Source organism: Streptosporangium sp. NPDC001681, from assembly GCF_040298085.1.
In the GTDB taxonomy this organism is placed as follows: Bacteria; Actinomycetota; Actinomycetes; order Streptosporangiales; family Streptosporangiaceae; genus Streptosporangium.
Genome location: NZ_JBEOZN010000005.1, coordinates 69432 through 91655, shown reverse-complemented (window position 1 = coordinate 91655; position 22224 = coordinate 69432). Strand labels below are relative to the sequence as shown.

21 protein-coding genes are annotated in these 22224 nt (G+C 70.3%); 14 read left to right on the top strand and 7 right to left on the bottom strand.

What is annotated here, in order from left to right; genetic code table 11:
• Position 1 precedes the first annotated feature (1 nt).
• The 3 genes from ABT130_RS03625 to ABT130_RS03615 all read left to right on the top strand — a co-directional run bounded on the left by ABT130_RS03625 (position 2) and on the right by ABT130_RS03615 (position 1856).
• A complete protein-coding gene (locus ABT130_RS03625; RefSeq protein ID WP_350916538.1) occupies positions 2-379 on the top strand; it encodes a rhodanese-like domain-containing protein in 378 nt (125 codons plus the stop codon).
• A gap of 50 nt (positions 380-429) precedes the next feature.
• Positions 430-930, top strand: a complete 501-nt coding sequence (locus ABT130_RS03620; protein WP_350952536.1) for an RrF2 family transcriptional regulator — start codon at positions 430-432, stop codon at positions 928-930.
• 86 nt (positions 931-1016) lie between these two features.
• Positions 1017-1856, top strand: a complete 840-nt coding sequence (locus ABT130_RS03615) for a sulfurtransferase (RefSeq protein WP_350952534.1) — start codon at positions 1017-1019, stop codon at positions 1854-1856.
• A gap of 81 nt (positions 1857-1937) precedes the next feature.
• Here the strand turns inward: ABT130_RS03615 and ABT130_RS03610 are convergent, their stop codons facing one another.
• Together ABT130_RS03610 and ABT130_RS03605 are read right to left on the bottom strand one after the other, a co-directional pair.
• Positions 1938-2576: a TetR family transcriptional regulator gene (locus ABT130_RS03610; protein WP_350952532.1), complete on the bottom strand. Its 639-nt coding sequence runs from the start codon at positions 2574-2576 to the stop codon at positions 1938-1940.
• Between the two features lie 201 nt (positions 2577-2777).
• The gene (locus ABT130_RS03605; protein WP_350916550.1) at positions 2778-3188 is read right to left on the bottom strand and encodes a YybH family protein; all 411 of its coding nucleotides are present in this window, start codon (positions 3186-3188) and stop codon (positions 2778-2780) included.
• A gap of 313 nt (positions 3189-3501) precedes the next feature.
• On the opposite strand from ABT130_RS03605, the gene ABT130_RS03600 reads away from it, so the two are divergent.
• The 3 genes from ABT130_RS03600 to ABT130_RS03590 all read left to right on the top strand — a co-directional run bounded on the left by ABT130_RS03600 (position 3502) and on the right by ABT130_RS03590 (position 6848).
• Positions 3502-4218 carry an alpha/beta hydrolase gene (locus tag ABT130_RS03600; RefSeq protein ID WP_350916553.1) on the top strand — a complete coding sequence of 239 codons (717 nt, stop codon included), beginning with the start codon at positions 3502-3504 and terminating at the stop codon, positions 4216-4218.
• A 102-nt stretch (positions 4219-4320) separates the two neighbouring features.
• The gene (locus ABT130_RS03595) at positions 4321-5973 is read left to right on the top strand and encodes an AMP-binding protein (protein WP_350952530.1); all 1653 of its coding nucleotides are present in this window, start codon (positions 4321-4323) and stop codon (positions 5971-5973) included.
• Between the two features lie 146 nt (positions 5974-6119).
• Positions 6120-6848: an EthD domain-containing protein gene (locus ABT130_RS03590; RefSeq protein WP_350952528.1), complete on the top strand. Its 729-nt coding sequence runs from the start codon at positions 6120-6122 to the stop codon at positions 6846-6848.
• Between the two features lie 186 nt (positions 6849-7034).
• Here the strand turns inward: ABT130_RS03590 and ABT130_RS03585 are convergent, their stop codons facing one another.
• A complete protein-coding gene (locus ABT130_RS03585) occupies positions 7035-7991 on the bottom strand; it encodes a hypothetical protein (RefSeq protein ID WP_350952526.1) in 957 nt (318 codons plus the stop codon).
• Positions 7991-9721, bottom strand: a complete 1731-nt coding sequence (locus tag ABT130_RS03580) for a thiamine pyrophosphate-binding protein (RefSeq protein ID WP_350952524.1) — start codon at positions 9719-9721, stop codon at positions 7991-7993. Before ABT130_RS03580 ends, ABT130_RS03585 begins: the two co-directional genes overlap by 1 nt.
• A gap of 719 nt (positions 9722-10440) precedes the next feature.
• Here ABT130_RS03580 and ABT130_RS03575 point away from each other — a divergent pair.
• A complete protein-coding gene (locus ABT130_RS03575) occupies positions 10441-12024 on the top strand; it encodes an MDR family MFS transporter (protein ID WP_350952522.1) in 1584 nt (527 codons plus the stop codon).
• Positions 12025-12095: 71 nt separating this feature from the next.
• Here the strand turns inward: ABT130_RS03575 and ABT130_RS03570 are convergent, their stop codons facing one another.
• Positions 12096-12290: a hypothetical protein gene (locus tag ABT130_RS03570; RefSeq protein ID WP_350952520.1), complete on the bottom strand. Its 195-nt coding sequence runs from the start codon at positions 12288-12290 to the stop codon at positions 12096-12098.
• 108 nt (positions 12291-12398) lie between these two features.
• On the opposite strand from ABT130_RS03570, the gene ABT130_RS03565 reads away from it, so the two are divergent.
• Positions 12399-12557 (top strand): toxin-antitoxin system HicB family antitoxin, encoded by a 159-nt coding sequence (locus ABT130_RS03565; RefSeq protein ID WP_350952518.1) that lies wholly within the window; start codon positions 12399-12401, stop codon positions 12555-12557.
• The gene (locus tag ABT130_RS03560) at positions 12554-13747 is read left to right on the top strand and encodes an RNA-guided endonuclease InsQ/TnpB family protein (protein WP_350952516.1); all 1194 of its coding nucleotides are present in this window, start codon (positions 12554-12556) and stop codon (positions 13745-13747) included. Before ABT130_RS03565 ends, ABT130_RS03560 begins: the two co-directional genes overlap by 4 nt.
• 38 nt (positions 13748-13785) lie before the next feature.
• Here ABT130_RS03560 and ABT130_RS03555 read toward each other — a convergent pair whose 3' ends face one another.
• Positions 13786-15525 (bottom strand): NAD-dependent malic enzyme, encoded by a 1740-nt coding sequence (locus ABT130_RS03555; protein ID WP_350952514.1) that lies wholly within the window; start codon positions 15523-15525, stop codon positions 13786-13788.
• A gap of 484 nt (positions 15526-16009) precedes the next feature.
• Here ABT130_RS03555 and ABT130_RS03550 point away from each other — a divergent pair, with 484 nt between their 5' ends.
• The 5 genes from ABT130_RS03550 to ABT130_RS47715 all read left to right on the top strand — a co-directional run bounded on the left by ABT130_RS03550 (position 16010) and on the right by ABT130_RS47715 (position 20029).
• On the top strand, positions 16010-16147 hold the full coding sequence (locus ABT130_RS03550) for a hypothetical protein (protein ID WP_350952512.1): 138 nt from the start codon (positions 16010-16012) through the stop codon (positions 16145-16147).
• Between the two features lie 207 nt (positions 16148-16354).
• Entirely contained in the window at positions 16355-17476 is a 1122-nt protein-coding gene (locus ABT130_RS03545) for a Rossmann-fold NAD(P)-binding domain-containing protein (RefSeq protein ID WP_350952510.1), read from the top strand.
• Between the two features lie 218 nt (positions 17477-17694).
• Positions 17695-18948, top strand: coding sequence for an MFS transporter (locus ABT130_RS03540; protein WP_350952508.1), 1254 nt, complete (start codon positions 17695-17697; stop codon positions 18946-18948).
• A complete protein-coding gene (locus tag ABT130_RS03535; RefSeq protein ID WP_350952506.1) occupies positions 18932-19807 on the top strand; it encodes a MerR family transcriptional regulator in 876 nt (291 codons plus the stop codon). Before ABT130_RS03540 ends, ABT130_RS03535 begins: the two co-directional genes overlap by 17 nt.
• A 72-nt stretch (positions 19808-19879) precedes the next feature.
• The gene (locus ABT130_RS47715) at positions 19880-20029 is read left to right on the top strand and encodes a hypothetical protein (protein WP_502992069.1); all 150 of its coding nucleotides are present in this window, start codon (positions 19880-19882) and stop codon (positions 20027-20029) included.
• A gap of 248 nt (positions 20030-20277) precedes the next feature.
• On the opposite strand, the gene ABT130_RS03525 is transcribed toward ABT130_RS47715, so the two are convergent.
• The gene (locus tag ABT130_RS03525) at positions 20278-21987 is read right to left on the bottom strand and encodes an AMP-binding protein (RefSeq protein ID WP_350916602.1); all 1710 of its coding nucleotides are present in this window, start codon (positions 21985-21987) and stop codon (positions 20278-20280) included.
• Positions 21988-22224: the final 237 nt, after the last annotated feature.

Genomic DNA, 22224 nt, shown 5'->3' with positions numbered 1-22224 from the left:
CATGACCGTCTCGCCCGAGGATCTTTTCATCGACCCCGAACAGGCCGCCGGGAAGCTCGCCGCCGGCGCGCTCTTCGTCGACGTACGCCGCCCCGAGGCGCGCGCCGAACACGGCCTGCTGCCCACGGCCGTCGCCGTGGAGAAGGTCGACGTCCTGAGGAGTTTCGACCGGGAATCCCCGGAACTGCTGGCCGACGCCGCCGATCCCGGCCGGGAGATCGTCGTCTTCTGCTCGTCGGAGCGCGGTTCGGGGCCGGTCGTTCAGAAGCTCGCGGAGTTGGGGTACACCAACGTCACCCATATTCTTGGCGGGTTCAGCGCATGGAAGGAACAGGGCTTTGCGACACACCCCCATGACGGCGCGGCCACGGATGCCTGAACACCCGCAGGCGCAGCCGCCCGCGTGCGACCGGGCCCACTGAGGCCCAGGTGCGAATCTCGGCCAAGACCGACTACGCCCTGCGCGCCCTCACACAGCTCGCGGCGCACGCGGACCGCCCGGTCAGCTCCGAGGAACTCGCGCAGGGGCAGGAGATCCCGCACAAGTTCCTCGAAGCGATCATGGCGGAGCTTCGGCGCACCGGGTTCATCACCAGCCAGCGCGGCACCGGAGGCGGGCACCGGCTCCGCCTCCCCGCCGACCAGGTCGTCATCGCCGACGTCATCCGCGCCCTCAACGGGCCGCTCACCGTCATTCGCGGAGAATGTCCTCAGGACATCGAGTACGGTCCGCCCACGGAGGGGTTGCAGATCGTGTGGATCGCCATGCGGGCCACCCTCAGATCCATTCTCGAATCGGTGACACTGGCCGACATCGCCGGGGGAACGCTGCCCGGCCATATTCGCGAACTCGCCGGTGACCCCGACGCCTGGGTGACCCACTGGTTCCAAAATCCCGGCCAAATTCAGGAGACCGGCCGCAAGGTCTGAGCCACGCCGTATTCGAATGTCAGAAGGACGGAACGTTGACATCCTCCCCGCCCTGCAGGACGGGGTCTGCACGCTGGAGGTATTTGATGAGTGAGAGCCCGACCGGACTGATCGGTGCGGATGAGCTGGCCGAACGGCTCGGGTCAGGAGCGCGCGTCCGGCTTCTCGACGTTCGCTGGCAGCTCGGTGACCCGCACGGCCACCGCGCCTATCTCGAAGGCCACCTGCCGGGGGCCGTCTTCGTCGACCTGGACACCGAACTGGCGGCCCCGCCCTCTCCCGAGGAGGGGCGGCACCCGCTGCCGGACCTGGACACGCTCCAGCGCGCCGCCCGCCGCTGGGGGCTGGACGACGGTGACGAGGTCGTCGTGTACGACGCCGGTGGCGGCCTGTCCGCGGCGCGCGCGTGGTGGTTGCTGCGCTGGGCGGGGGTGTCCTCGGTGCGGCTGCTCGACGGCGGCCTGCGGGGCTGGACGGAGGCGGGCCATCCGGTGGAGACCGGCGAGGTCCGGCCCGAACCGGGAAACGTGACGCTGACCTCCGGTGCCCTGCCCGTCCTCGACGCCGACGCCGCGGCCGAACTCGCCGGCACCGGTGTGCTGCTCGACGCGCGGGCGGCCGAGCGCTACCTCGGCCACACCGAGCCGGTCGATCCGCGCGCCGGCCACATCCCCGGCGCGGTCAACGCCCCCACCGGGGAGAACCTGACGCCGGATGCGACCTTCCTCGACGAGGAGGCACTCGCCGCCCGCTTCGGCGCCCTCGGGGTGAAGGAGGGCACGGCGGTCGGTGTCTACTGCGGTTCGGGGGTGACCGCCGCCCACACCGTCTTCGCGCTGGAGCGGATCGGGGTCCACGCGGCCCTGTACGCCGGGTCGTGGTCGCAGTGGTCCAACGACCCCGACCGGCCCGCGGCCACCGGCTGACGGGGACCCGGCGCGAGGCCGACGGGCCGCGTTGTCGCCGGCGCAGCCCGTCGGCCCGGCCCGATCGAGTGCTCGGTCTCGTCACGAGCTCCGAGGGGCGCCGGCCGCCTGCTCGTGCTCGGCCACGCGGAGCTTGATTCCCGCGATGAATCGCTCGACGGCGTAGCGGAACTGGCGCGTCATCGTCTCCACACCCGTACCCGGTGCGTATCGCATCAGGTTGGGGTACGGCGGCCCGGAACCCGCGGTCTCCCCCTCCGCCCGGGTCTCGCTGTAGCGGGGATTTCCCGGCGAGGTGCGCTCGCCCGCCACGAACCCGAACAGCAAGGTGATGAGCGCCATGTAGGAGTCGCCCACCTCGTCATCCGGCAGGCCGCTCTCCGCGACGAGTCCGATGAGGGCGTCCGCCACCCTCAAGGTCTCGGGCCCGAGTTCCCAGGCCGCACGCCAGAGCACGTCGACGAGCGCGGGGCGCGGCAGCAGCGCCTCGTGACAACGGGCGAGGGTCTCGAGCAGCCGTACATCCCAGGTGCCGAAGGCGGGAACGGTGACTCCATGGAGGGTCTCGTCGAGGATGAGCAGCAGCAGCTCGTCCTTGTCCCTGACATGCCAGTAGAGCGTCGACGAGCCGGTGCCCAGGGTGTTGGCGAGCTTGCGCATGGACAGCTTCTCGACACCCTCCGTGTCGAGAAGCCGGGTGCCGGCCCTGATCACGTCCATGCGTGTGAACGTCAGCCGGCCTTTGGCACGGGCCGAATCCGACCGGCGCCGCTCTGGTTCGAACTCTGCTCGTGACACACGAGCAGTGTACTATCACTCGATCCGGTCTTCGGCGATCATGTCGTGGCGGCATCTGCCGGGGGCGACTCGGGTCCCGTCTCCGTACCGGGGCGGCCAGGAGAGCACGGAGACGGGACGAGGTCAGGCCCCGGCCTTGATCTCCGTCCCTTGGGCGGAGACGAGGCGCCATCCGGTGCCGGAGTCGGCGACGAAGACATGGGTGTACCTGCTGCCGCCGGTGAACGTGCTGCCGTCGGGGTTGGTGAAGTTCATCCCGGTCCGCCCGACGACGATGCCGACATCGCCGATCCGGCGCACGACGGCCTCGTCGGGAAAGGACTGGACGGCCGGGAACCGGACGGCTCCCGACGACACCGCGTCCAGCAGGACGGAGCCGGGCACCGCCGCGCCGTCATTGACGCTGACCAGGATGAAGTCGTCCGCCAGCAGTTCGCTCAGGCGGGCCGCGTCGCCGGCGACCAGGGTGTCGAAGAAACGCCGATCGTGGTCGAGAAGGGATGCGCGGTCGTCAGGGGTGGCCAGGGTGTTCATCGGACTCCTTTTCTGCGATGGGGGAGCGTCGCCGCTCCTTGCTGATCGAACAAGCGGAGGCTCCCGCCGTTTCGAGATCACCGAGCAGACCGGTGCCTCCGTGGAAGCGGCGTCGCCGGGTAGCCCAGGTCGAGGGATCGAGCCGTTGGGGTCACCCGGTCGTCGGTCGGGAATGGTGATCGTGCTTCTAGAACAGTGATATTGACACACGAGCACTGTTCGAGTGATAGTGGGCCCACCTTACCCGCCGCGCCCCCGGGCGGCCGGCCCTCGCTGGTCGAAGCCACGGCCGCGGCCATCTCAGGAGGTTCACATGACCCTTCGCACCTGCGTGCTCGTACACGGCGGCTGGCACGGCGGCTGGCACTGGGACGACGTCGCGGCGAGGCTGCGGAAAGCGGGCGCCGCCGTCCACGCGCCGACGCTGACCGGCCTGGCCGAGCGGGCGGGCGAGGCCACAGCCCAGACCGACATGTCGACGCACGTCGCCGATGTCGTTCGCGTCATCGACGAGCACGGGCTGGACGATGTCGTACTGGTCGGCCACTCCTACGGAGGAATGGTCATCACCGGCGTCGCGGCCGAGCGGGGCGATCGGCTGGCCGAACTGGTGTATCTGGATGCCTTCGTACCCCAGGACGGCCAGTCCGTGGGTGACCTGCTGGGCCCGGACTTCACCACGGCCGCCCGGGCGTTGGCCGGGGCCGCGGGCACCCCCTCACTCATCCCGCCCATGTTCCCCGTCGAGGACACCACCGGCTGGTCCGGCGAGCGCGCCGCCGCGATCGCGCGGCGGCTGACCTCGCACCCCATCGGCACGATGGAGGAACCGGTACGAGCACCGGCCGAGCCGACCGCCCGCCGTACCTTCGTCTACTGCAACGCCCGCCCTCTGGGGATCGTGGAGCCGTACGCGATCGCGGCGCGCGACTCGCCGGACTGGGACTACTACGAACTGGCCGGCCCGCACGACGCGGTACGCGTCATGCCGGCCACGGTCGCCGGGTTGATCGAGTCGCTCGCCTCCTGACGCGCGAGACCCCACACCACCACGGCCGTGGCGATGGCGGCCACGAACCCCCACCACCCCGGCCTCCGAACAGGCCCGCCAGACTCAGATGGAGATTCCGCGATGACTCCCACACCGTACGCGCACCCGGCCGGCGAGGCGGGAGAGCCGAGGCCGCTGACCCGATCCTGGTGGTCCGCCGAGGTGACGTCGCCGCTCGCCGACCTCACCGTCGGCGCCGCGCTTCGCGCCGCGGCGCAGGACAGCCCCGGCTCCGTCGCCCTCGTCGAGGGCGTACCCGACGCGGCACGACGCCGCCGGTGGACGTTCGCACAACTGCTTGAGCAGGCGGAGGCCGTCGCTCACGGGCTGCTCACCCGTTTCGAGCCCGGCGAGCGAGTCGCCGTCTGGGCCGACAACCGGCCCGAGTGGGTGCTCCTTGAGTACGGTGCCGCGCTCGCCGGCGTCACCATCGTCACCGTCAACCCGGCGCTGCGCGCGGAGGAACTGCGTCACGTCCTCAGGCAGTCCCGGGCGGCCGGGGTGTTCCTGATTCCCGGCTACCGTGGCTCCGACCTCGCCGGGACCCTGGCGAGGGTACGTCCGGACCTGCCCGCCCTGCGGGAGGTCGTCAGCTTCGCGGACTGGGACCGGTTCCTGCCGGTGGGGCGGCCGGACACCCCGCTTCCCCAGGTCGACCCGGGCAGCGCCGCGCAGGTGCAGTACACCTCGGGAACCACCGGGACCCCGAAGGGCGCGGTCCTGCACCATCGCGGGATCGTCAACAACGCCCGCCTCTACGCCGAGCGATGCCGGCTCACCCCCGGCGGGGTGCAGGTGAGCCCGATGCCGCTGTTCCACACCGCGGGCTGCGTGGTGAGCGTGCTCGGCGCACTCGCCGTTCGCGGGACGCTCGTGCTCCCGTCCGCCTTCGACCCGGCGCTCATGCTGCATCTCGTCGAGTCCGAGACCGCGGACACGCTCATCGGCGTGCCCACCATGCTCATCGGGATGCTGGACCACCCGGAGTTCGCCCGTACGGACCTGTCCAGGCTGGCCCGGGTGATCTCCGGGGGGGCCGTGGTACCGCCTGAACTCGTCCGGCGTATCGAGACCCGGACCCCCGCGGTCGTCAGCGTCCTCTTCGCCCAGACGGAGGCGTCGCCGGTCATCACCGCGACCTCGTCCGAGGACGGCCGGCAGGACCGGATGGAGACCCTCGGCCGGCCCCTGCCCCACACCGAGGTGCGCATCGTCGATCCCTCCGACGGCACGACCCTCCCCGTCAACACCGTCGGAGAGCTGTGCACCCGCGGGTATCACGTCATGACGGGTTACTTCGACGACGCCGTAGCCACCATGTCGGCCATCGACGCCGACGGCTGGCTGCACACCGGCGACCTGGCCAGTATGGACGAGCGCGGCTACTGCCGCATCGAGGGACGCCTCAAGGAAATGATCATCCGGGGTGGCGAGAACATCTACCCCCGCGAGATCGAGAACGTCATCTTCCAGCATCCCGACGTGGCCGACGTCGCCGTCGTCGGGGTGCCGGACGACACGTGGGGCGAGCAGGTCGCCGCCTTCGTCCGCCCGGCGCCCGGTCGTACGCCGGACGTGGCGGGGTTGCGCGAGTACTGCCTGGCCAGGCTCGCTCGCCACAAGGTCCCGAAGCAGTGGTCCGTCGTCGAGGCGTTGCCGCTCACGGCGTCGGGCAAGGTGCAGAAGTTCCGGCTGCGCGAACGGCTCACGGGGGAGCGGACGCACCGGTCGTGAGCACGTGCCGGCGGCGACCGGTCGAGCCGGTCGCCGCCCGCGTGTCTCGGTTCTCACCCGCCCGGCGCCTCGCGACCTTCCCGGTACCGGGAAGTACCCAGACCACCCATGCCGTCCCCGCCGGCGAACACCGACAGGAGTGCGATGTGATCAAGCTGTTCACGCTGTGGAACCGACGTCTCGACCTGACCCACGAGGAAGCCGTCGACTACTGGACGCGGGTGCACGCCCCGAAGGTGGTGCAGGCGTATGGCAAACGGTTATTGCGCTACGCGTGCAATGTCGGGATGCCTGCCGACTACTCCGGCTGGGCCCCGGATGAGGCTCCCGCCTGGGACGGCGTCGCCGAAGGCTGGTACGACGTCGACGACCCGGCCGAGCTCGCCGCTCTGGTCGCCGAGGCGTCCGGCCGACTGCGCGACGGCGAGCGAGACTTCATGGGTACCTTTCAGCACATGGCCACCGACCAGCAGGTCCACGTCGACAGGGCGCGTGCCCACCGCGGCGTCAAGGTGCTGTTCATGCTGGCACGCCGGCCCGACATGACCCCGGCGCAGACGGCGGCCCACTGGCGCGAGCGGCACATGCCCCTCGTCCGGGACGTTCTCGGCGACACGCTCGTCCGCTACACGACCAACGTCGGCCTGGCCGCCGACTTCCGCGGCTGGTCACCCTATGAGGCCCCCGCCTACGACGGCATCGCCGAACTGGCCGTCGACAACCCGGTGTCCGACCATATGGCGCTGCTCCAGGCCAAAAAGGGCATCCTGCTGCCCGACGAGCACGTCTTCATCGGCACGTACCGGATGGCGTTCACCCGTGAGGTCCTCATACTCGGGCAGCCGGACGAGCTTCTGCCGACCACGGCGTGTTGACGTCGGAGCTTGCGGCGTGGCCGGGATCGTTTCCTCCCGGCCGGCGCCTCCTCGGACGTCGCCCCCCGGGGGCTCTCGCGCCTTGCCGGTCGGATCACCCCGTCCTGTGACCGGGGCGACGACTCGGGCGCCGGCGAAGACCGGCCGGGGTGGCCTTCGAGGCGCCACGCGGCGCCCTGCCGTCTCTCATCTCCTGATCAACAGCGCGATCTGGTAGGAGCCGATCCCCACGCCGAACAAGACCAGGTACGGCGTGTCGATGACGTCGGCGGCGGCGACGAGCGTCACCGCCGCGGAGGCGACGGTGAGGTTGCCGTAGTCGCTCAGCGTGTCGTGGTAGCGGGCCGGACGCAGGCGATCCCGCCAGTGCTCCAGTAGAACGTCGGAGGCCTGGTGGCCGATCACGGTCACCTCCCCGGCGTCGATCCCGTGACGCCCGAGCAGCCTCCGGATCAGGTCCGGCGGCCCGTCCATCCCCGTGGACCGGAACGCCCCCACCCCCGCGTCGGGCTCGATGCGGTAGACGGGCCGGACAGCGTCATCGGCGTCCCGGCGGACGGCCATCGTCATCGCGCCGTACTCGGCGCTGCGCGTCTCGTGGATCCAGTCGACGATCACCATCCGTTCCGACCGGCGGAGCACGGCCGCGCCCGCGCCGTCCCCGATCATCCCCGCGTGCGGGTTGCGGGCGTCCACGTGACGGCTCCAGCTCGCCCCGACGCTCACCAGCGCGTGGGTGAAACGCCCGGCCCGCATGGACTCCCAGGAGAGCGCGAGCGCCATGACGAAGGTGCCGAACTCGCAGTTGATCGGCACCACGAGCGCGTGGCTCCCCAGTCCCAGGTCACGGTGCACGCGGAACAGCCCGTTCGGGCTCAGGAACTCGGACACCGTTATGTATCCGTACAGGCTGTCGATCTCGTCCGCGCGGACACCGGCCTCCTCCAGGGCCCCGCGGCACGCCGACACCGCGAGATCCTCGATCGCCTCGCCGCCCGCCAGGACCCGGCGGCTGCGGGCCCCGCTGAACAGCCCGCTCTCGGCCGAGGGCCCGCTCCCGGTGGAGACCGCCTCCGCGACCGTCGGCGGCAGGGCCGATCCCAGTCCCGCGATGCCGATGCCGGCACGCGCCTCCCCGGCCATCACGCGTCCCCCGCCACCGCGGTGAACCGCTCACCGTAGGGGGGACTCACCCGGTAGTCGGTCTTGACCACGACCACCTGGGGCCGCGACCACCTGGCCGCCGCCGACCTGGCCTCGCCCATCGCCTCCCGCAGGGCTTCGGCCTCCTCGACGACGTAGGCGTCGGCGCCGAGCGCGCGGGAGAACTGGGCGAGATCCACCACCCCCAGGCCGTAGAAGTCGTCCTTCAGGGAGAAACGTCCACCGTTCTGCGCGTGCTCCCCGTGGTTGACCATTCCCAGGTAGCCGTCGTCGAGGACGACGAAGATCGCGCCCACCCGGTTCTTGGCGGCGGTCCTGACCTCGTTGCCGTTCATCAGGAACGCGCCGTCGCCCACGAGCGCGGTCGCGACACGGCCGCCGTCACCGATCTTCCCGCCGACGGTCGCGCCGCACGACCAGCCCATCGACGACAGGCCGCACGGGTAGAAGATGCGGGTCGGCGGGTCGATCACCAGATGGTGCGTGGCCCATGCCGTGCAGTTGCCCATGTCGATGTACAGGTCGTCCTGACCGGTGAGCAGGTCGTTGAGGGTGAGCATCACCGCCACCGGCGACACGCCCGTTCCGCTGTCGCGGGGGAGCGGCACCGGCGTCGGCCGCGAGGAGGGGGGCGAGAGCGTGGGTGCCCGCTTCACCTCGCCCAGCCCGGGCAGCTCACGGCGCAGACCACGCAGGAAGACCTCCGCGTCGGCCTGAATGTGCTCGCCGCCCTTGAGGAACTGACCGAAGACCGTGGGATCCAGGTCGACGTGGAAGTACGACGAGACGGCCGCGAGTTTGCGGTCGAAGCTCCTGGTCGCCCATTCCCCCAGGCCGCTGCCGATCACCAGGAGGGCGTCGACCCCCGCCGCGGCGTAGCCCGCCGCCCGCTCGGTGCCGGCCGTCCCCAGCACGCCGAGGCAGTGGTCGTCGCTCTCGGGGAAGATACCCTTGGCGCGCACGCTGGTCACGACGTGAATCCCCAGCGTGTGGACGATTTCCCGGAATGACGACTGGTTCGAGCGCAACGCCTGCCGCGCTCCGTTCCCCAGGAAGATCAGGGGGCGTCGTGCCTGCGAGAGCGCCCCGAGGACGCGCCGCGCCTCGGCGGGGTCGAGTTCCATGCCGGGCCGGCGGACCATCGTGGCGGCCTTCTCGTCCCCGACCGGCATCCGGGCGATGTCCGCGGGAACCGACAGGTACACGGCGCAGGGACGGGGGCCGGTCGCGACGTTGATCGCCTGGGAGAGGATGCGGGGAAAGGAGCCCGGGTCGCTCAGGCCGGTGGAGAACCCGGAGACGTGGGAGTACATCGCGGTCATGTTGGTGCCGAGGTCGCTGCTGTCCTGGAGCGCCCTGAGGCCGAAGAGATCCGTCCGGACCTGACCGCCCACCACCAGCAGCGGAACCTGGTCGCGGTGAGCGGAGGCGACCCCGGTCAGTGCGTTGAGGGCGCCAGGGCCCGCGGTGACCAGGCACACGCCCAGCTTTCCCGTCGATCGCGCGTACCCGTCCGCCATAAAGGCGGCTCCGCCCTCGTGAGAGGCGATGATGAATTTGATTTTCGGATGTTCTCGCAGAGCCTGAATGAACGCGGAGATGTTTCCGCCGGGAATGCCGAAAACCGCGTCCACCCCTAGGGTGTCGAGCTGCTCAAGGAGAAACTCGGCCACGGTCAGCTCGTTTACCGAGCCTGTCCTGGTGTTCAACACAACTGTTCCCCTGGAAACGAAGAAGTGGGACATCTAACGGGACAACGTGACATCTAACGACATGGTCATCATCCGTTCGCCCGCTGGGCGTCACTCTCCAGGTGGATGCCGGGTCACCCGCGCGGGGGAGGCGGACGCTGTCGCCAGAGGGCGGAGGTCCGTTTTTCCAGGTCAAATTCATAGTGCGGGAATGGTGGCGCGGAGGGGGCACCCGCCGTCGGGGTGACGAACGCCCGGCACGCTCGAAGTTTTCAGAAACATAGAATTAACAAACAAAGTGTTTCTCAGTTGACTGGCTCTGTTTTGTGAAATCCGGGGACACGAATCGTGGAAACGACCGAGACCGGTGACCTGACGCGCGAGGCCCGTTCCCGTCGCGGCGGCCACAGCGGCCCACCACCTCGCGGGAGGGGCCTTCCCCGGCGTTCGTCCGGCACGGAAGGTCTTCCCGTACGGGCCGCCGAATCGGGGTCGCGACGCGGGACGGTTCCGGTGTGGTTCCGGCTCCGGCACGGAACCGCGCCCGTCCGCGGCACGGCGGCGGAAGGCGCACCCGGGGCGGATGTTGCGGAAGGGGGCATGGGACACTTGTCAGGACGACGGGGCGCGGTGTTGACATCGCCGCCCGTCGGCCCGGGACGATCATGTCCCGTGCCGCGCCTCCTGCCGCCGTCACCGCCGCACAGCGCGAGCGGAGACCCGCGGAGAAGTCTCTCGTGGATCATCCCCCTGTCATGCCCGGCACCTCCGTGCGGTCCGAGGCCCTTCCTTCCTCCTCATCCCTGTCCGAGTCCCCTGTCTCGGCCTCGCCTCCAGCCCCCGCTCCCCGGCTCGGGAGGGTCTTCGTCGCCCTGCTGCTGGTCACCTTCCTGTCCGCGCTGGACCAGACGATCGTCGCCACGGCCCTGCCCGCCATCGTCGGAGAGTTCGGCGGCCTGGAACACATGTCGTGGGTCGTGGCGGCCTACGCGCTCGCCACGGCGGTCGCGATGCCGGTCTTCGGGAAGCTCGGCGACGCCCTGGGGCGCAAGTCGCTGCTGCTCGGGTCGATCGTCGTCTTCCTGGTGGCGTCGGCACTGTGCGGAGCGGCCCAGGACATCGTCCAGCTCGTCCTGGCCCGCGCCCTGCAGGGGCTCGGCGCCGCGGGACTGATGATCCTGTCGCAGGCCGTGGTCGCCGACCTGGTCCCGCCGCGCGACCGGGGCAGGTTCCTCGGCCCGCTGGGCTCGGTCTTCGGCGTCGCCACGGTGGTCAGCCCGCTCATCGGCGGGACGCTCACCGACGGCGCCGGATGGCGCTGGATCTTCTGGATCAACCTGCCGCTGGGCATCGTGGCGCTCGTCCTCGCCGCCACCTCGCTGCGGCTGCCGAAGCGGCGGCTGTCGGCCCCCCTCGACGTGACGGGCACCGCGCTGATGGCCGTCACGACGACCGCGCTCGTCCTGATCGGCACCTGGGGCGGCACGCTCCACGGCTGGACGTCCCCGACGATCCTGGGCCTGGGCGCGTTCACACTGGTGGGAACGTTCCTGTTCGTGCTCGCCGAGCGCCGTGCGGCCGACCCGCTCATCCCGCTCGGCCTCCTCGCCGACCGCACGGTCCTGGTCGCCGGCGGACTGAGCCTCGTGGTCGGCGCCGGACTGTTCAGCGTGGTCAGCTACGTGCCGTCGTACGTCCAGATGGTGTACTCGATGGGTGCCACCGCGGCGGGCCTGTTCCTGGTGCCGCTGACGCTCGGCCTGCTCGCGGCGAACATCGGCACCGGTCTCCTGATCAGCAGGTTCGGGCGCTACAAGATCTACCCGATCGTCGGCACCGCCCTCGCGGCCGCCTCGATGCTGCTGCTCGGGTCGATGACCACGCAGACGCCCTCGTGGCTGCTGGCCGCCTACCTCGTGCTGCTCGGCCTCGGGGTCGGCTGCTTCATGCAGGTCTCGATCACCGCGGTGCAGATCGCGGTTCCCCAGTCCTCGGTCGGCACCGCCACCTCGACGGTCGTCTTCGTAAGGGAGATCGGCGTGACCGTCGGGGCGGCGGTGATCGGCTCGGTGTTCGCCAACCGGGTCGCCGCGGGGCTCGGCCCCGTGCTCGGCGGGGCCGGTGACCCGCACCGCCTGACGCCCGAGGCCGCCGCCGCGCTGCCTCCAGCCGCCCGCGCGCTCGTCGCCGGGGCCTACGCCGACGGGCTGGTGCCGATGTTCCTGTGGCTGGCGGTGGTGTTCGGGGCGGGCCTGGTGCTGGCGCTGCTGCTCAGGGAACGCCCGCTCACCGCATCATCCGGCACGGCCGCCGACGAGTAGCGGGCCCGTCCGGAGGCCGTGCCCGGGCGGCGGCCGTGTCCCGAACGACCGGGCCCGTCTCGGCCGGAGCCTCAGCCGGGCGTGCCGTCCGCCGCGGCGGCCACGCCGGGCCGGGTGAGGCGTTCGGGGTCGACGACCCTGTCGTACAGGGCCTGGCTGATGCTGGACCGAAGAGCGGCCTCCCTGAGCGCGAGGTCCTCGTCGAGCGCGCGGTGGGCGATCCGCGCGGCCTCGTCGTAGCCGATGATCGGGCTGAGCGCGGTCACCGCCTCACGTGCCGGCCGACCATCAGATCTTGTGCGGAGGGTACTCCGGCCTTCGGGCCGGAGGTGAATCCATGCTTCCCCCTCCCGGGAAGTGGTAGCGTTTTGGTTGTGGTTAGAGGAGCGCCGCGTGAGTCGCTGAACCTTCGCGTCTCACCTGAGCTGAAGCGGCAGATCGAGGAGTACGCCGCGCGTACCGGTATCTCGATCAACGCCGCTGCCGCTGTGCTCCTCGCCGAAGGTCTACGCGCGGAACGGAGGAAGCGGTGAGGCGCTCGTTCACGTTCCTGCTGCGCCCCACCCGCCACCAGGAGATCGCGCTCACCGCCTGCCTGGACGACCACCGCGCCCTGTATAACGCCGCTCTTGAGGAGCGGCGCGAGGCGTACCGCAGGCGGAAAGTGTCCATGCGCTACGGCGACCAGTCCGCGCAGTTGAAAGAGATCCGCGCAGCCGACCCGGAAGGGCAGGGGCGTTGGTCTGCGGGCTCTCAGCAGCAGACGCTGCGCCGTCTGGACAAAGCGTTCCAGGCGTTCTTTCGCCGCGTGAAAGCCGGTCAGACGCCTGGCTATCCTCGCTTCAAGGGCAAGGGCTGGTTCGACACGGTTGAGTGGCCCGCACTGAAGAACGGCGCATCCTGGGACTCCCAGCCCCACGACCCTGCCACCCGCGTCTACCTGCTCGGTGTCGGCCACGTCCGGGTTCATCGGCACCGCGCGGTTCTCGGCACGGTGAAGACGATCAGCGTGAAGCGGGAAGGCTCCCGCTGGTACGTGATCCTGTCGTGCGACGACGTACCCGCCGAGGTTCTGCCCGCCACGGGCGCGGTCGTCGGAATCGACATGGGGGTGGCGTCGCTCGTCACGACTTCCGACGGCGACCCGCTGGACAACCCGCGCCATCTGGCCGCGTCCGCTGAACGTCTCGCGGTTGCTCAGCGGGACCTCGCCCGTAAGAAGCGAGGTGGCAAGCGCCGCCGTAAAGCCGTCGCTCGAGTCGCCGCCCTGCACGCCAAGGTGCGCCGCCAACGCCTCGACGGTGCGCACAAAGCCGCTCGCGCACTGGTCGCCGACTACGACGTGATCGTGCACGAAGCACTGAAGATCGCCAACATGACCCGGCGGGCCGCACCGAAACCGGATGGCGAGGGCGCTTACCTGCCCAACGGTGGGTCCGCGAAGTCCGGGCTGAACAGGTCGATTCTCGACGCGGGTTGGGGGGTGTTCCTGATGATCCTCCGCTCGAAGGCTGAAAGCGCCGCGAAGGAGATGATCGCGGTGAACCCTGCCAACACCTCCCGCACGTGTGCCCGGTGCGGGCACTGCGCGAAGGAGAACCGTGTCAGCCAAGCCGAGTTCATCTGCCAGCGGTGCGCGCACGTCGCGCACGCCGACGTGAACGCCGCGATCAACATCCTCAGGGCAGGGCTTGCCCTTCGTGAAGCTGCGCAAGCGGCTTAGCGAGAAGCCGCTCCCTTCGGGGAGCGGAGGAGTCACCGTCATGTCCCCCGAACCGGTCGGTACCGCGGCTGCCACATCGCGTTCTGGACCTGCTGGATGGTGTCCCGCAGGTCGGCGCGGGCCAGGTCCTCCTTGGCCGCCTGCTCCGCGACCGCGACCGCGACCGTGGCCGAGACCTCTCTCAGGTTGTCCACCTGGGGCAGCAGGGAGGCGCCCGGGGTCGAGACGTCCACCATGCCGCCGACCGCCTCGGCGGCTGCCTGGAGCATGCCGTCGCTGACCCGCCGCGCTCGCGACACGACCACGCCCAGTCCCAGCCCCGGGTAGAGCAGGGCGTTGTTGGCCTGGGCGATGACGTAGGTGACACCGTGGTGGGTGATGGGGGCGATCGGGATGCCGGTGGCGATCAGGGCGCGGCCGTCGGTCCACCGGATCAGGTCGGCCGGCATCGCCTCGATCCGCTCGGTCGGGTTGGAGATCGGGAAGATGATCGGCCTGTCGACACCGGCGGCCATGGCTCGAACGATCTTTTCGGTGAAGGCGCCGTGCTTGGTGGAGGTGCCGAGCAGCATGGTCGGCCTGACGCGGCCGACGACCTCGTCGAGGTCGATCTCGTCCCTCTCCCCGCTCCAGTCGGCGACCTCGGAGGCCGGCCGGGCGTAGGGGGTCTGGAAGTCGCGCAGGTCTGACATGTCGTCGATCAGCAGGCCCTGCTTGTCGACCGCCCAGATCCGGCGGGTGGCCGTCTGGCGGTCCAGGCCGTCGCGGACCATCGCGTCACGCAACTGATCGGCGATCCCGATGCCGGCCGTACCGGCGCCGAAGACGACGATCCGCTGCTCGCGCATCGGTGTACCGGAGACGCGGACGGCGCCCAGCATGGCCGCGAGCACGATCGCGCCGGTGCCCTGCATGTCGTCGTTGAAGGTGGGGATCCGGCCGGTGTACCTCTCCAGGATGCGCCGGGCGTTGGACGGCCCGAAATCCTCCCAGTGCAGCATCGCGCCGGGGAACAGGCGGGTGGCCGCCGAGACGTAGGCGTCGATGAAGTTGTCGTAGCGTTCCCCCCGCACCCGCGAGTGCCGGTTGCCCACGTAGAACGGGTCGTTGAGCAACCCCTCGTTGTCGGTGCCGACGTCGAGCGCGACGGGGATGACCCGGGCGGGGTCGATCCCGGCGGCGGCGGTGTAGACGGCCAGCTTGCCGACGGCGATGCCGGCCCCGCCGCCCACCCCCCAGTCCCCGATGCCCAGGATCTCCTCCGCGTCGGAGGCGACGATCAGGTCGACGTCGTCGGCTCCCATGCCGAGGTTCTGGAAAGCCCGCTCGATGCCGTCCACGTCGTCGACGGACAGGTAGACGCCCCGCGGCCGGCGGTACTCGTGGCTGTAGGTCCTGATCGCCTGCGCGATCGTCGGGTCGTACACGATCGGCAGCATCTCCCGCAGGTGATCGGCCAGGAGCCGGTAGAAGAGCACCTCGTCACGGTCCTGCAGTGCCGACAGGTAGACGTTCTTGCGCAGGCCGGTCGGTTGTGCCCGGTACTGCGCGTACGCGCGGCGCGCCTGCTCGTCGAGTGTCTCGACAGCCGAGGGGAGCAGCCCCTCCAGGCCCAGCTCCGCGCGCTCCTGCTCGCTGAACGCCGTTCCCTTGTTCAGCAGCGAGTTGTTCAGTATCTCCAGCCCGCGCAACGTGGTGACGTAGCCCCCGCCGGGGTTCTCCGTGAAGCCGCGGTGCGCGCTCCTCGGCTGTTCGGCCCTGCCGGACTCCTTCGCCATCCCCATCACCCGCACATCTCTGACCCGGGACGCACCCGCCGCCCCTCAGGCGATCGGCAGCCGGTCTGTCCATGTGGGGCCTCCCCGCTGCACGATCCGTGCACGCCAAAGGGAAAATAAATTACTTTTACAACGACGGCCTTGCAGGACTCGGCGATCTTGTCGTGGCGGGGCGACACCTCAGGACTGACATGCCGGCAGGGGTGCACAACGCGCGGCCGGCGAGTCGGCCCAAGGCTCGCCGCACCACTTCCTTTGCCGTGGTGTGGGCCCTGCCCTGCCTGTGCCTCCCGTTCGGGTGATGCCTTGACCTCGGGTAAAACATCGCGGGAGCCGCATCGACCGGTCCTTACTTCGGGTAGACAGTACGAAAAGCTCCCGGTCCGGCCCATGTCGCCGGCTGGTTTCCGCCCGGTGGACGCTGGAGTATCGGCGCCCGTCGTCCGGCCGGGGCATCGAATGATCAATCGGAAGTCGATCCGTCATGAGTGCACACGTTCACGTCCGTCTCGACCACGGCCTGACCATGAACGAAAAGAGCGAGCTGATCGAGCTGACGCGCTGCCAGTGTGGCGCCGTATGGACCACGACCCACTGGGCCGGAGACGGCGACCTGGAGTGATCGCCGGGCGGGGTCGCGCGCCGTGTCGGCCGCCGAGTATCTTGAGAGGTGGCGACCGTCCGCGCCCAACCTCCGAAGACCCGCCCCAGCCGGGTCACCCGACGGAGGCAAAGGGAGGCCCACCTCTCGGCCGAGGCACCGTTCGTCGATCGTGCGCCCGCCGCAGCGATTGCTGGGGGATCCGCGGACGGGACGCGGGAGACGATCATGACCAAGCAGGCCGGCTTCAAACGGCACGTGCGCGCCCGGATGGCCAAGACCGGCGAGTCGTACGCGACCGCCCGCAGCAGGCTCCTCGCCAAGCACCCGGGGACGACGCCGGACGACTTCCCGGTCGACTGGATGCCCGAGGCGCTCCACATCAGCAACGGCGACGCCACCGACGTGCCAGGGACCGGGCTCGCGCGGCGCGTGGTCTACTGGCGCGATCCCCTACACGAGGGGCCGGTGCCCGAGGTGGCGCCGGCCCAGCTGCGCCGGATCAGGGTCGACCACCTCACCGGCTACCAGAGCGTCGAGCGCGCCGAGGTGATGCGCCAGTTCACCGAGCGGGACCGGGCCCTGGGAGCCAACCGCGACGGGGAGTACGTGCTGTGGTTCGAGGCGGACCTGTACGACCAGTTGCAGATCGCCGAGATCCTCGCCCGCCTGGCTGATCTGGGCGTTCCCCCCGAGCGCATCACTTTGATCTGCATAGGCGAACACGCGGGCATCGCCCGCTTCGGCGGCCTCGGGGAGCTGACCGCCGAGCAGTTGCGTGAGCTGCCGCACACGAACGCGTGTGCGCGGCTGACCCCGGCGGCGCTCGAGCTGGCCGTCCGCGCGTGGGCGGCCTTCCGCGCGCCCACTCCCGAGGGCCTGGGCTCCATCGCCTCCGCGCGGCTGGGCGAGCTGCGCTTCCTGGGCGAGGCATTCGACCGACTCAGCCGGGAGTATCCGGCGACGCGGGACGGTCTGTCGCTGACCGAGCGGCGGGTGCTGGCCGCCGTCGCCGACGGCGCGTCCGATGCCGGGATGGCCTTCGTGAGGGCCGGGGCGCGGGAGACGCGGCCGTACATGGGGGACATCACGTGCTTCAGCCGGATGGACCGGATGGCAGCGGGGCCACACCCGCTGCTCCGTCTCGACCCGCCTGGCCGCCCCGTGGAGCGGACGACGGGCGTATGCCTGACCGACACCGGGGCGCGGGTGCTGGCCGGAGAGGCCGACCAGCTCGCCCTCAACGGCATCGACCGGTGGATCGGCGGCGTGCATCTGCAGGGCCACCGCGTGCCGTGGCGCTGGGACGACGGCACCGAAACCATCGTCCACCTCCCCGGCGAAGCATAGAAGCCCAAGGTCGGCCGCCGACGTTCACCGGGCTACGCGCCGTTCGGAACTTGTCAAGCTCGATATCCGCAGGTCGGCCGGCTGCGCGGCGACGTCGCCGGATGTCATCGAGGTGCCGCGGCCGGCGTGCGCCACGCGCGGGCTGTCGGCACGCAAGGGCAAGGTGCGCGTCCGCGCCGGTTGACCTTGTCCCTGGGACAGGGGTGGACGCTGACCGTGTGAACCGGATCCTCTTCCTCTACCTCACCGCGGAAGCCTTGTCGCTGCTGGGTAACTCGCTGATCGCCATCGCTCTGCCGTTGCTGGCGCTGGAACGCCTGGGCAGCGTGAGCGCCGCGGGCACGGTGTCGCTCGTGGCCGCGTTGCCCATCGTGGCCGGAGGGCTCGTGGGCGGCCTCGTCGTCGACAGGGTCAGCCGGCGGACGTCCGCGATCGTCGGCGATATGCTGTCGGCTCTCGCGGTGGCCGCGCTTCCGCTCGTCGACCTGTTCTGGGGCCTGAACCTCGGCTGGTTCGGCCTTCTGGGCGTCCTCGGCGCCCTGGCGGACATCCCGGGGATGACGGCCAGAGAGGCGATGGTGTCCGAGGTCGCCCGCTTGAGCGGTACCGGCCTGGAACGGGTGATGGGCCTTCGCGAGGGCATCGGCGCCTCGATGATCATCATCGGGCCCGGTGCCGCCGGGCTCGCGATGTCGGTCGCGCCACCGGTGGCGGTGCTGTGGGGCATCGCGGTGATCTCCCTCGTCTCGGCGATCTGCGGCGCCCTGCTTCCGCGCGAGGTCGGTGCGAGACCGGCCGGGCTGCGCCGGCTCGACGGGCTCCGGGACGTCTTCGGCGAGTTGCGTGCGGGATTCGCCGTCATCGGAGGGAGCCGCCGGCTGGTGACGGTGACCCTGTTCATCACCGCGTGCGCCGTCGTTCTCGCCTCCTTTCAGGGCATCGTCATGCCTGTTTACTTCACCCAGGCGGGCACTCCCGGTCTGCTCGGCACGGTCCTCGTCGCGATCGCCGTCGGCATGATCGCCGGTGCGGGACTGTACGCGGCGACCGGTGGCGACACCCGTCGCAGGCTCTGGGCGACGGGCGCCCTCGTCACCCTCGCCGCCGGCGTCCTGATCCTCGCCACCTTGGCCTCCTACCCGGTCATCCTGCTCGGCTCGGTCGTCACGGGCGCCGGGATGGGCGTCCTCAACTCCGTGCTCGGCGTGATCACCCAGGAGGCGATTCCCGAGCATGCCCGCGGCCGTGTCTTCAGCGTGCAGAACATGTCCTCCTCACTCGCCGGCCCCGTCGCCGTCTTCGTCACGGGAATGATCATCGATCTCTTCACCCTCACCACCGCCTCGCTTACCCTGGGGCTGCTCTGGGTGACCGCGACCGCGCTCATCGCGACGACGGCCACGTTCCGCAAGCTCGACGAGGGAGCATCCGCCCCGCAAGAAAGGACCGCCGGACATGCTGACGATCGGTGACCTCGCCCGGCACTGCGGGACCACTCCCAAGGCGATCCGTCTCTACCACCGCAAAGGGCTCCTGCCCGAGCCCGAACGCGCCGCCAACGGGTACCGCCTCTACGGCGCGGGCGCGCTTATCCGCTTGCAGCGCATCCGCGGCATGCGCGACCTCGGTCTCTCGCTGAGCCGGATCAGGGATCTTCTCGACGGGCAGGCGGCCGGCTTGCGCGAGGCCATCGGCGAACTGCGTTCCGAACTCGACGAGCAGGCGGCGCTCATCGCCCGCAAACGGTCTGTGCTCGATCAGCTGCTGCGGGACAACCGAGACCCCGAACTGCCCGCCAGGCTCGGCGCTGCCCTCGCCACGCTTGAGGCGGCCGGGCTACCCGCCGCGGTCCTGAACCGCGACAAAGAGGACCTCCTTCTCGTGATCGCCCTGGCCGACGACCCCGCCGCGACGACCGCGCAGCTCACGACCATGTACGAGACCTTGACCGCCGCCCCGAACCTGTCCCGCTATGTGGAACTGTCACACCGCTTCGCAGCCCTCGCGGACGGCGGGCACGATCCGGCTGAACTCGACCGGCTCGCGCGCGACTACACCGATTTCGTGCTCGCCGCCCTTCCCGGCCTCGACCGAGCGGACGCCGTCTCCGACAGTGGGGCGGACTTCCACGAGATCACCGGTGAGCACGACGAGAGGACCCTCGGCCCGGCGCAGTTCGCCGTGCTCACCGCCGTTCAGGAGAATCTCGCCGCCCACCTGATCCCGGCGTCCCCCGGAGGGGATGGTCGCCACGGCCAGGCAGCCGCGACGCCGCCGGCCGGGTGGCCAACCACCGGACAGGCGGCTTCGGGCTCCGTCACAGCCGGTTGACGTGAAGCACCTCGCTCACCCGACCGCCGTTCCCGCCGGTCGCGCCCCGAACGGCGCGACCGGGATAGTGCCCTGGTCGAACCCGGCTTCGCTCAGCTCTTCCAACGATTCGGACGCCACCTCAACTACCGAGGCACCGCCGGCGTGGACACCGAGATCAAACTCCTGGGAGCCGTCCACAACCTGAACAAGCTCTTTCTCCACGCCAAGAACACCTCTTGACCGCCCGGGGCTGGGAGTTACGCGACAGCCTCCCGGTTGCCGGCCCGTGCACCGAAACCCTCCACGCCCGGTCCCGGGTGTCCTTCTGGCTCGACCAACCGCAGGCCCGCCCGGCATCACGACGTCGGGAAAACCGTCAAACGCGACAAAACCCTCATCGCTCGACAACAACGCGCAGGTTAAACGACAAGCTCAGGGCCCGCCCATCGCCTGCCAGCCGGGTCTCGCGCTCTCGGCGGTATCGATCCTCACACTCGGCGCGTTGGGCCGAGTTCGGGAAACTGGTCCTCGCGCCACTCGGCGCCGTTGCCCTGCCCCGCCGACTCGTTCTCCCGTGCGCGCAGCTCGACCCGGCGGATCTTGCCGGAGATGGTCTTGGGCAGCTCGTGGAACTCGATCCGGCGGATTCGCTGGTAGGGGGCCAGGCGCTCGCGAGCGTAGCGCAGGATCGACAGCGCCGTCTCCCTCGTCGGCGCATGGCCCGGGGTCAGGGCGATGTAGGCCTTGGGCACGGCCAGCCGTACCGGGTCGGGGGCGGGGACCACGGCCGCCTCGGCCACCGCCGGGTGCTCGATCAGTACCGACTCCAGCTCGAACGGGCTGATCTTGTAGTCGCTGGCCTTGAAAACGTCGTCGGTACGCCCGATGTAGGTGATGTACCCCTCGTCGTCGACGGCGGCCACGTCCCCGGTGTGGTAGTAGCCCCCGGCCATCGCCTCGGCATCGCGCTCGATGTCGTCCTGGTAGCCGGTCATCAACGGCAGCGGCCTGCGCGAGAGGTCCAGGCAGATCTCCCCCTCCCCGACCCCGCTGACCTGGCGGCCGGTGACCGGGTCGACCAGGACCACCGGGACACCGGGCAGTGGGCGCCCCATCGAGCCGGGGCGTACCGGCGAGCCGGGGGTGTTGCCCACCTGCGCGGTCGTCTCGGTCTGCCCGAAACCATCTCGGACTGTCAGCCCCCACGCACGCCGGACCTGCTCGATCACCTCGGGGTTGAGCGGCTCCCCCGCGGCCACGGCCTCCCGCAGCGCGACCGGGCGCTCGCCCAGCTCGGCCTTGATCAGCATCCGCCACACCGTCGGCGGCGCGCAGAACGAGGTGACCTCCAGCTCGCGGAGCCGTCTCAGCAGCGCGGCGGCGTCGAAACGGCGGTAGGTGTAGACGAGGATCGTGGCCTCAGCGATCCACGGGGCGAAGAAAGACGACCAAGCGTGCTTGGCCCACCCCGGCGAGGAGATGTTCAGGTGCACATCCCCGGGCCGCAACCCCAACCAGTACATCGTCGACACGTGCCCCACCGGGTAGGAGACCTGGGTGTGCTCGACCAGCTTGGGCCGTGAGGTGGTTCCCGAGGTGAAGTACAACAGCAGCGGATCGCCCGGCGCCGTGCCCGGATGCCCCACCGGCGCGTGCTCCAGAGCGGCGGCGCCCCGCAGATCGGCCCACCCCTCGGCCGCACCCACGCTGATCCGGGTGTAGTCCCCGGGGACGTGGGCGAACCTGCCCACGTCGGCGGCGTTGCAGATCACGTGCCCCGCCCCGCCCCGGCCGATCCGATCGACCAGGTCCGCCGGGCCGGCCGCGGGGGTGGTCGGCATGATCACCGCCCCCAGCTTCATCACCGCGAGCATGCACTCCCACAGCTCGACCTGGTTGCCGAGCATGAGAACCACCGGGTCGCCCTTGCGTACGCCGTGCGCGGCCAGCCAGGCCGCCAGCCGGTCCGAGGCCCGCGCCAGCTCCGCGAAACTGCGCTGTGTCGCGGTCCCGTCCTCCTCCAGCAGCACCAGCGCCGGACGGTCGTTGTCCCGCGCGATCGCGTTGAACCAGTCCACCGCCCAGTTGAACCGCTCGCCCAGCTCCGGCCAGCGGAACTCGGCCACCGCCCGGGCATGCTCGCCACGCAGCGACAGCAACTGATCCCGGCTCGCACGGTAGGCGTCGGTCACGTTCACCGCGTATCTCCTCTCGTTAGCAGGCTGACGCCGCCTCACAGTGCTCGAGGTGCCGTTGTTGGCGGACCTCATGAGCGTGCGACACACCCGAGCCGCGCAATACCCCCTTGAGGGGGTAGCCGGCCGCCCTCTACCGTGACTCCGCAGGACACGGTCGCGCGCCATTCCCGAGCGGGAGTGTCCATGCCCTGACCTGTGTCGTATCCTGCTTCCCTTACACGGCTCGCCGCCTCGGAG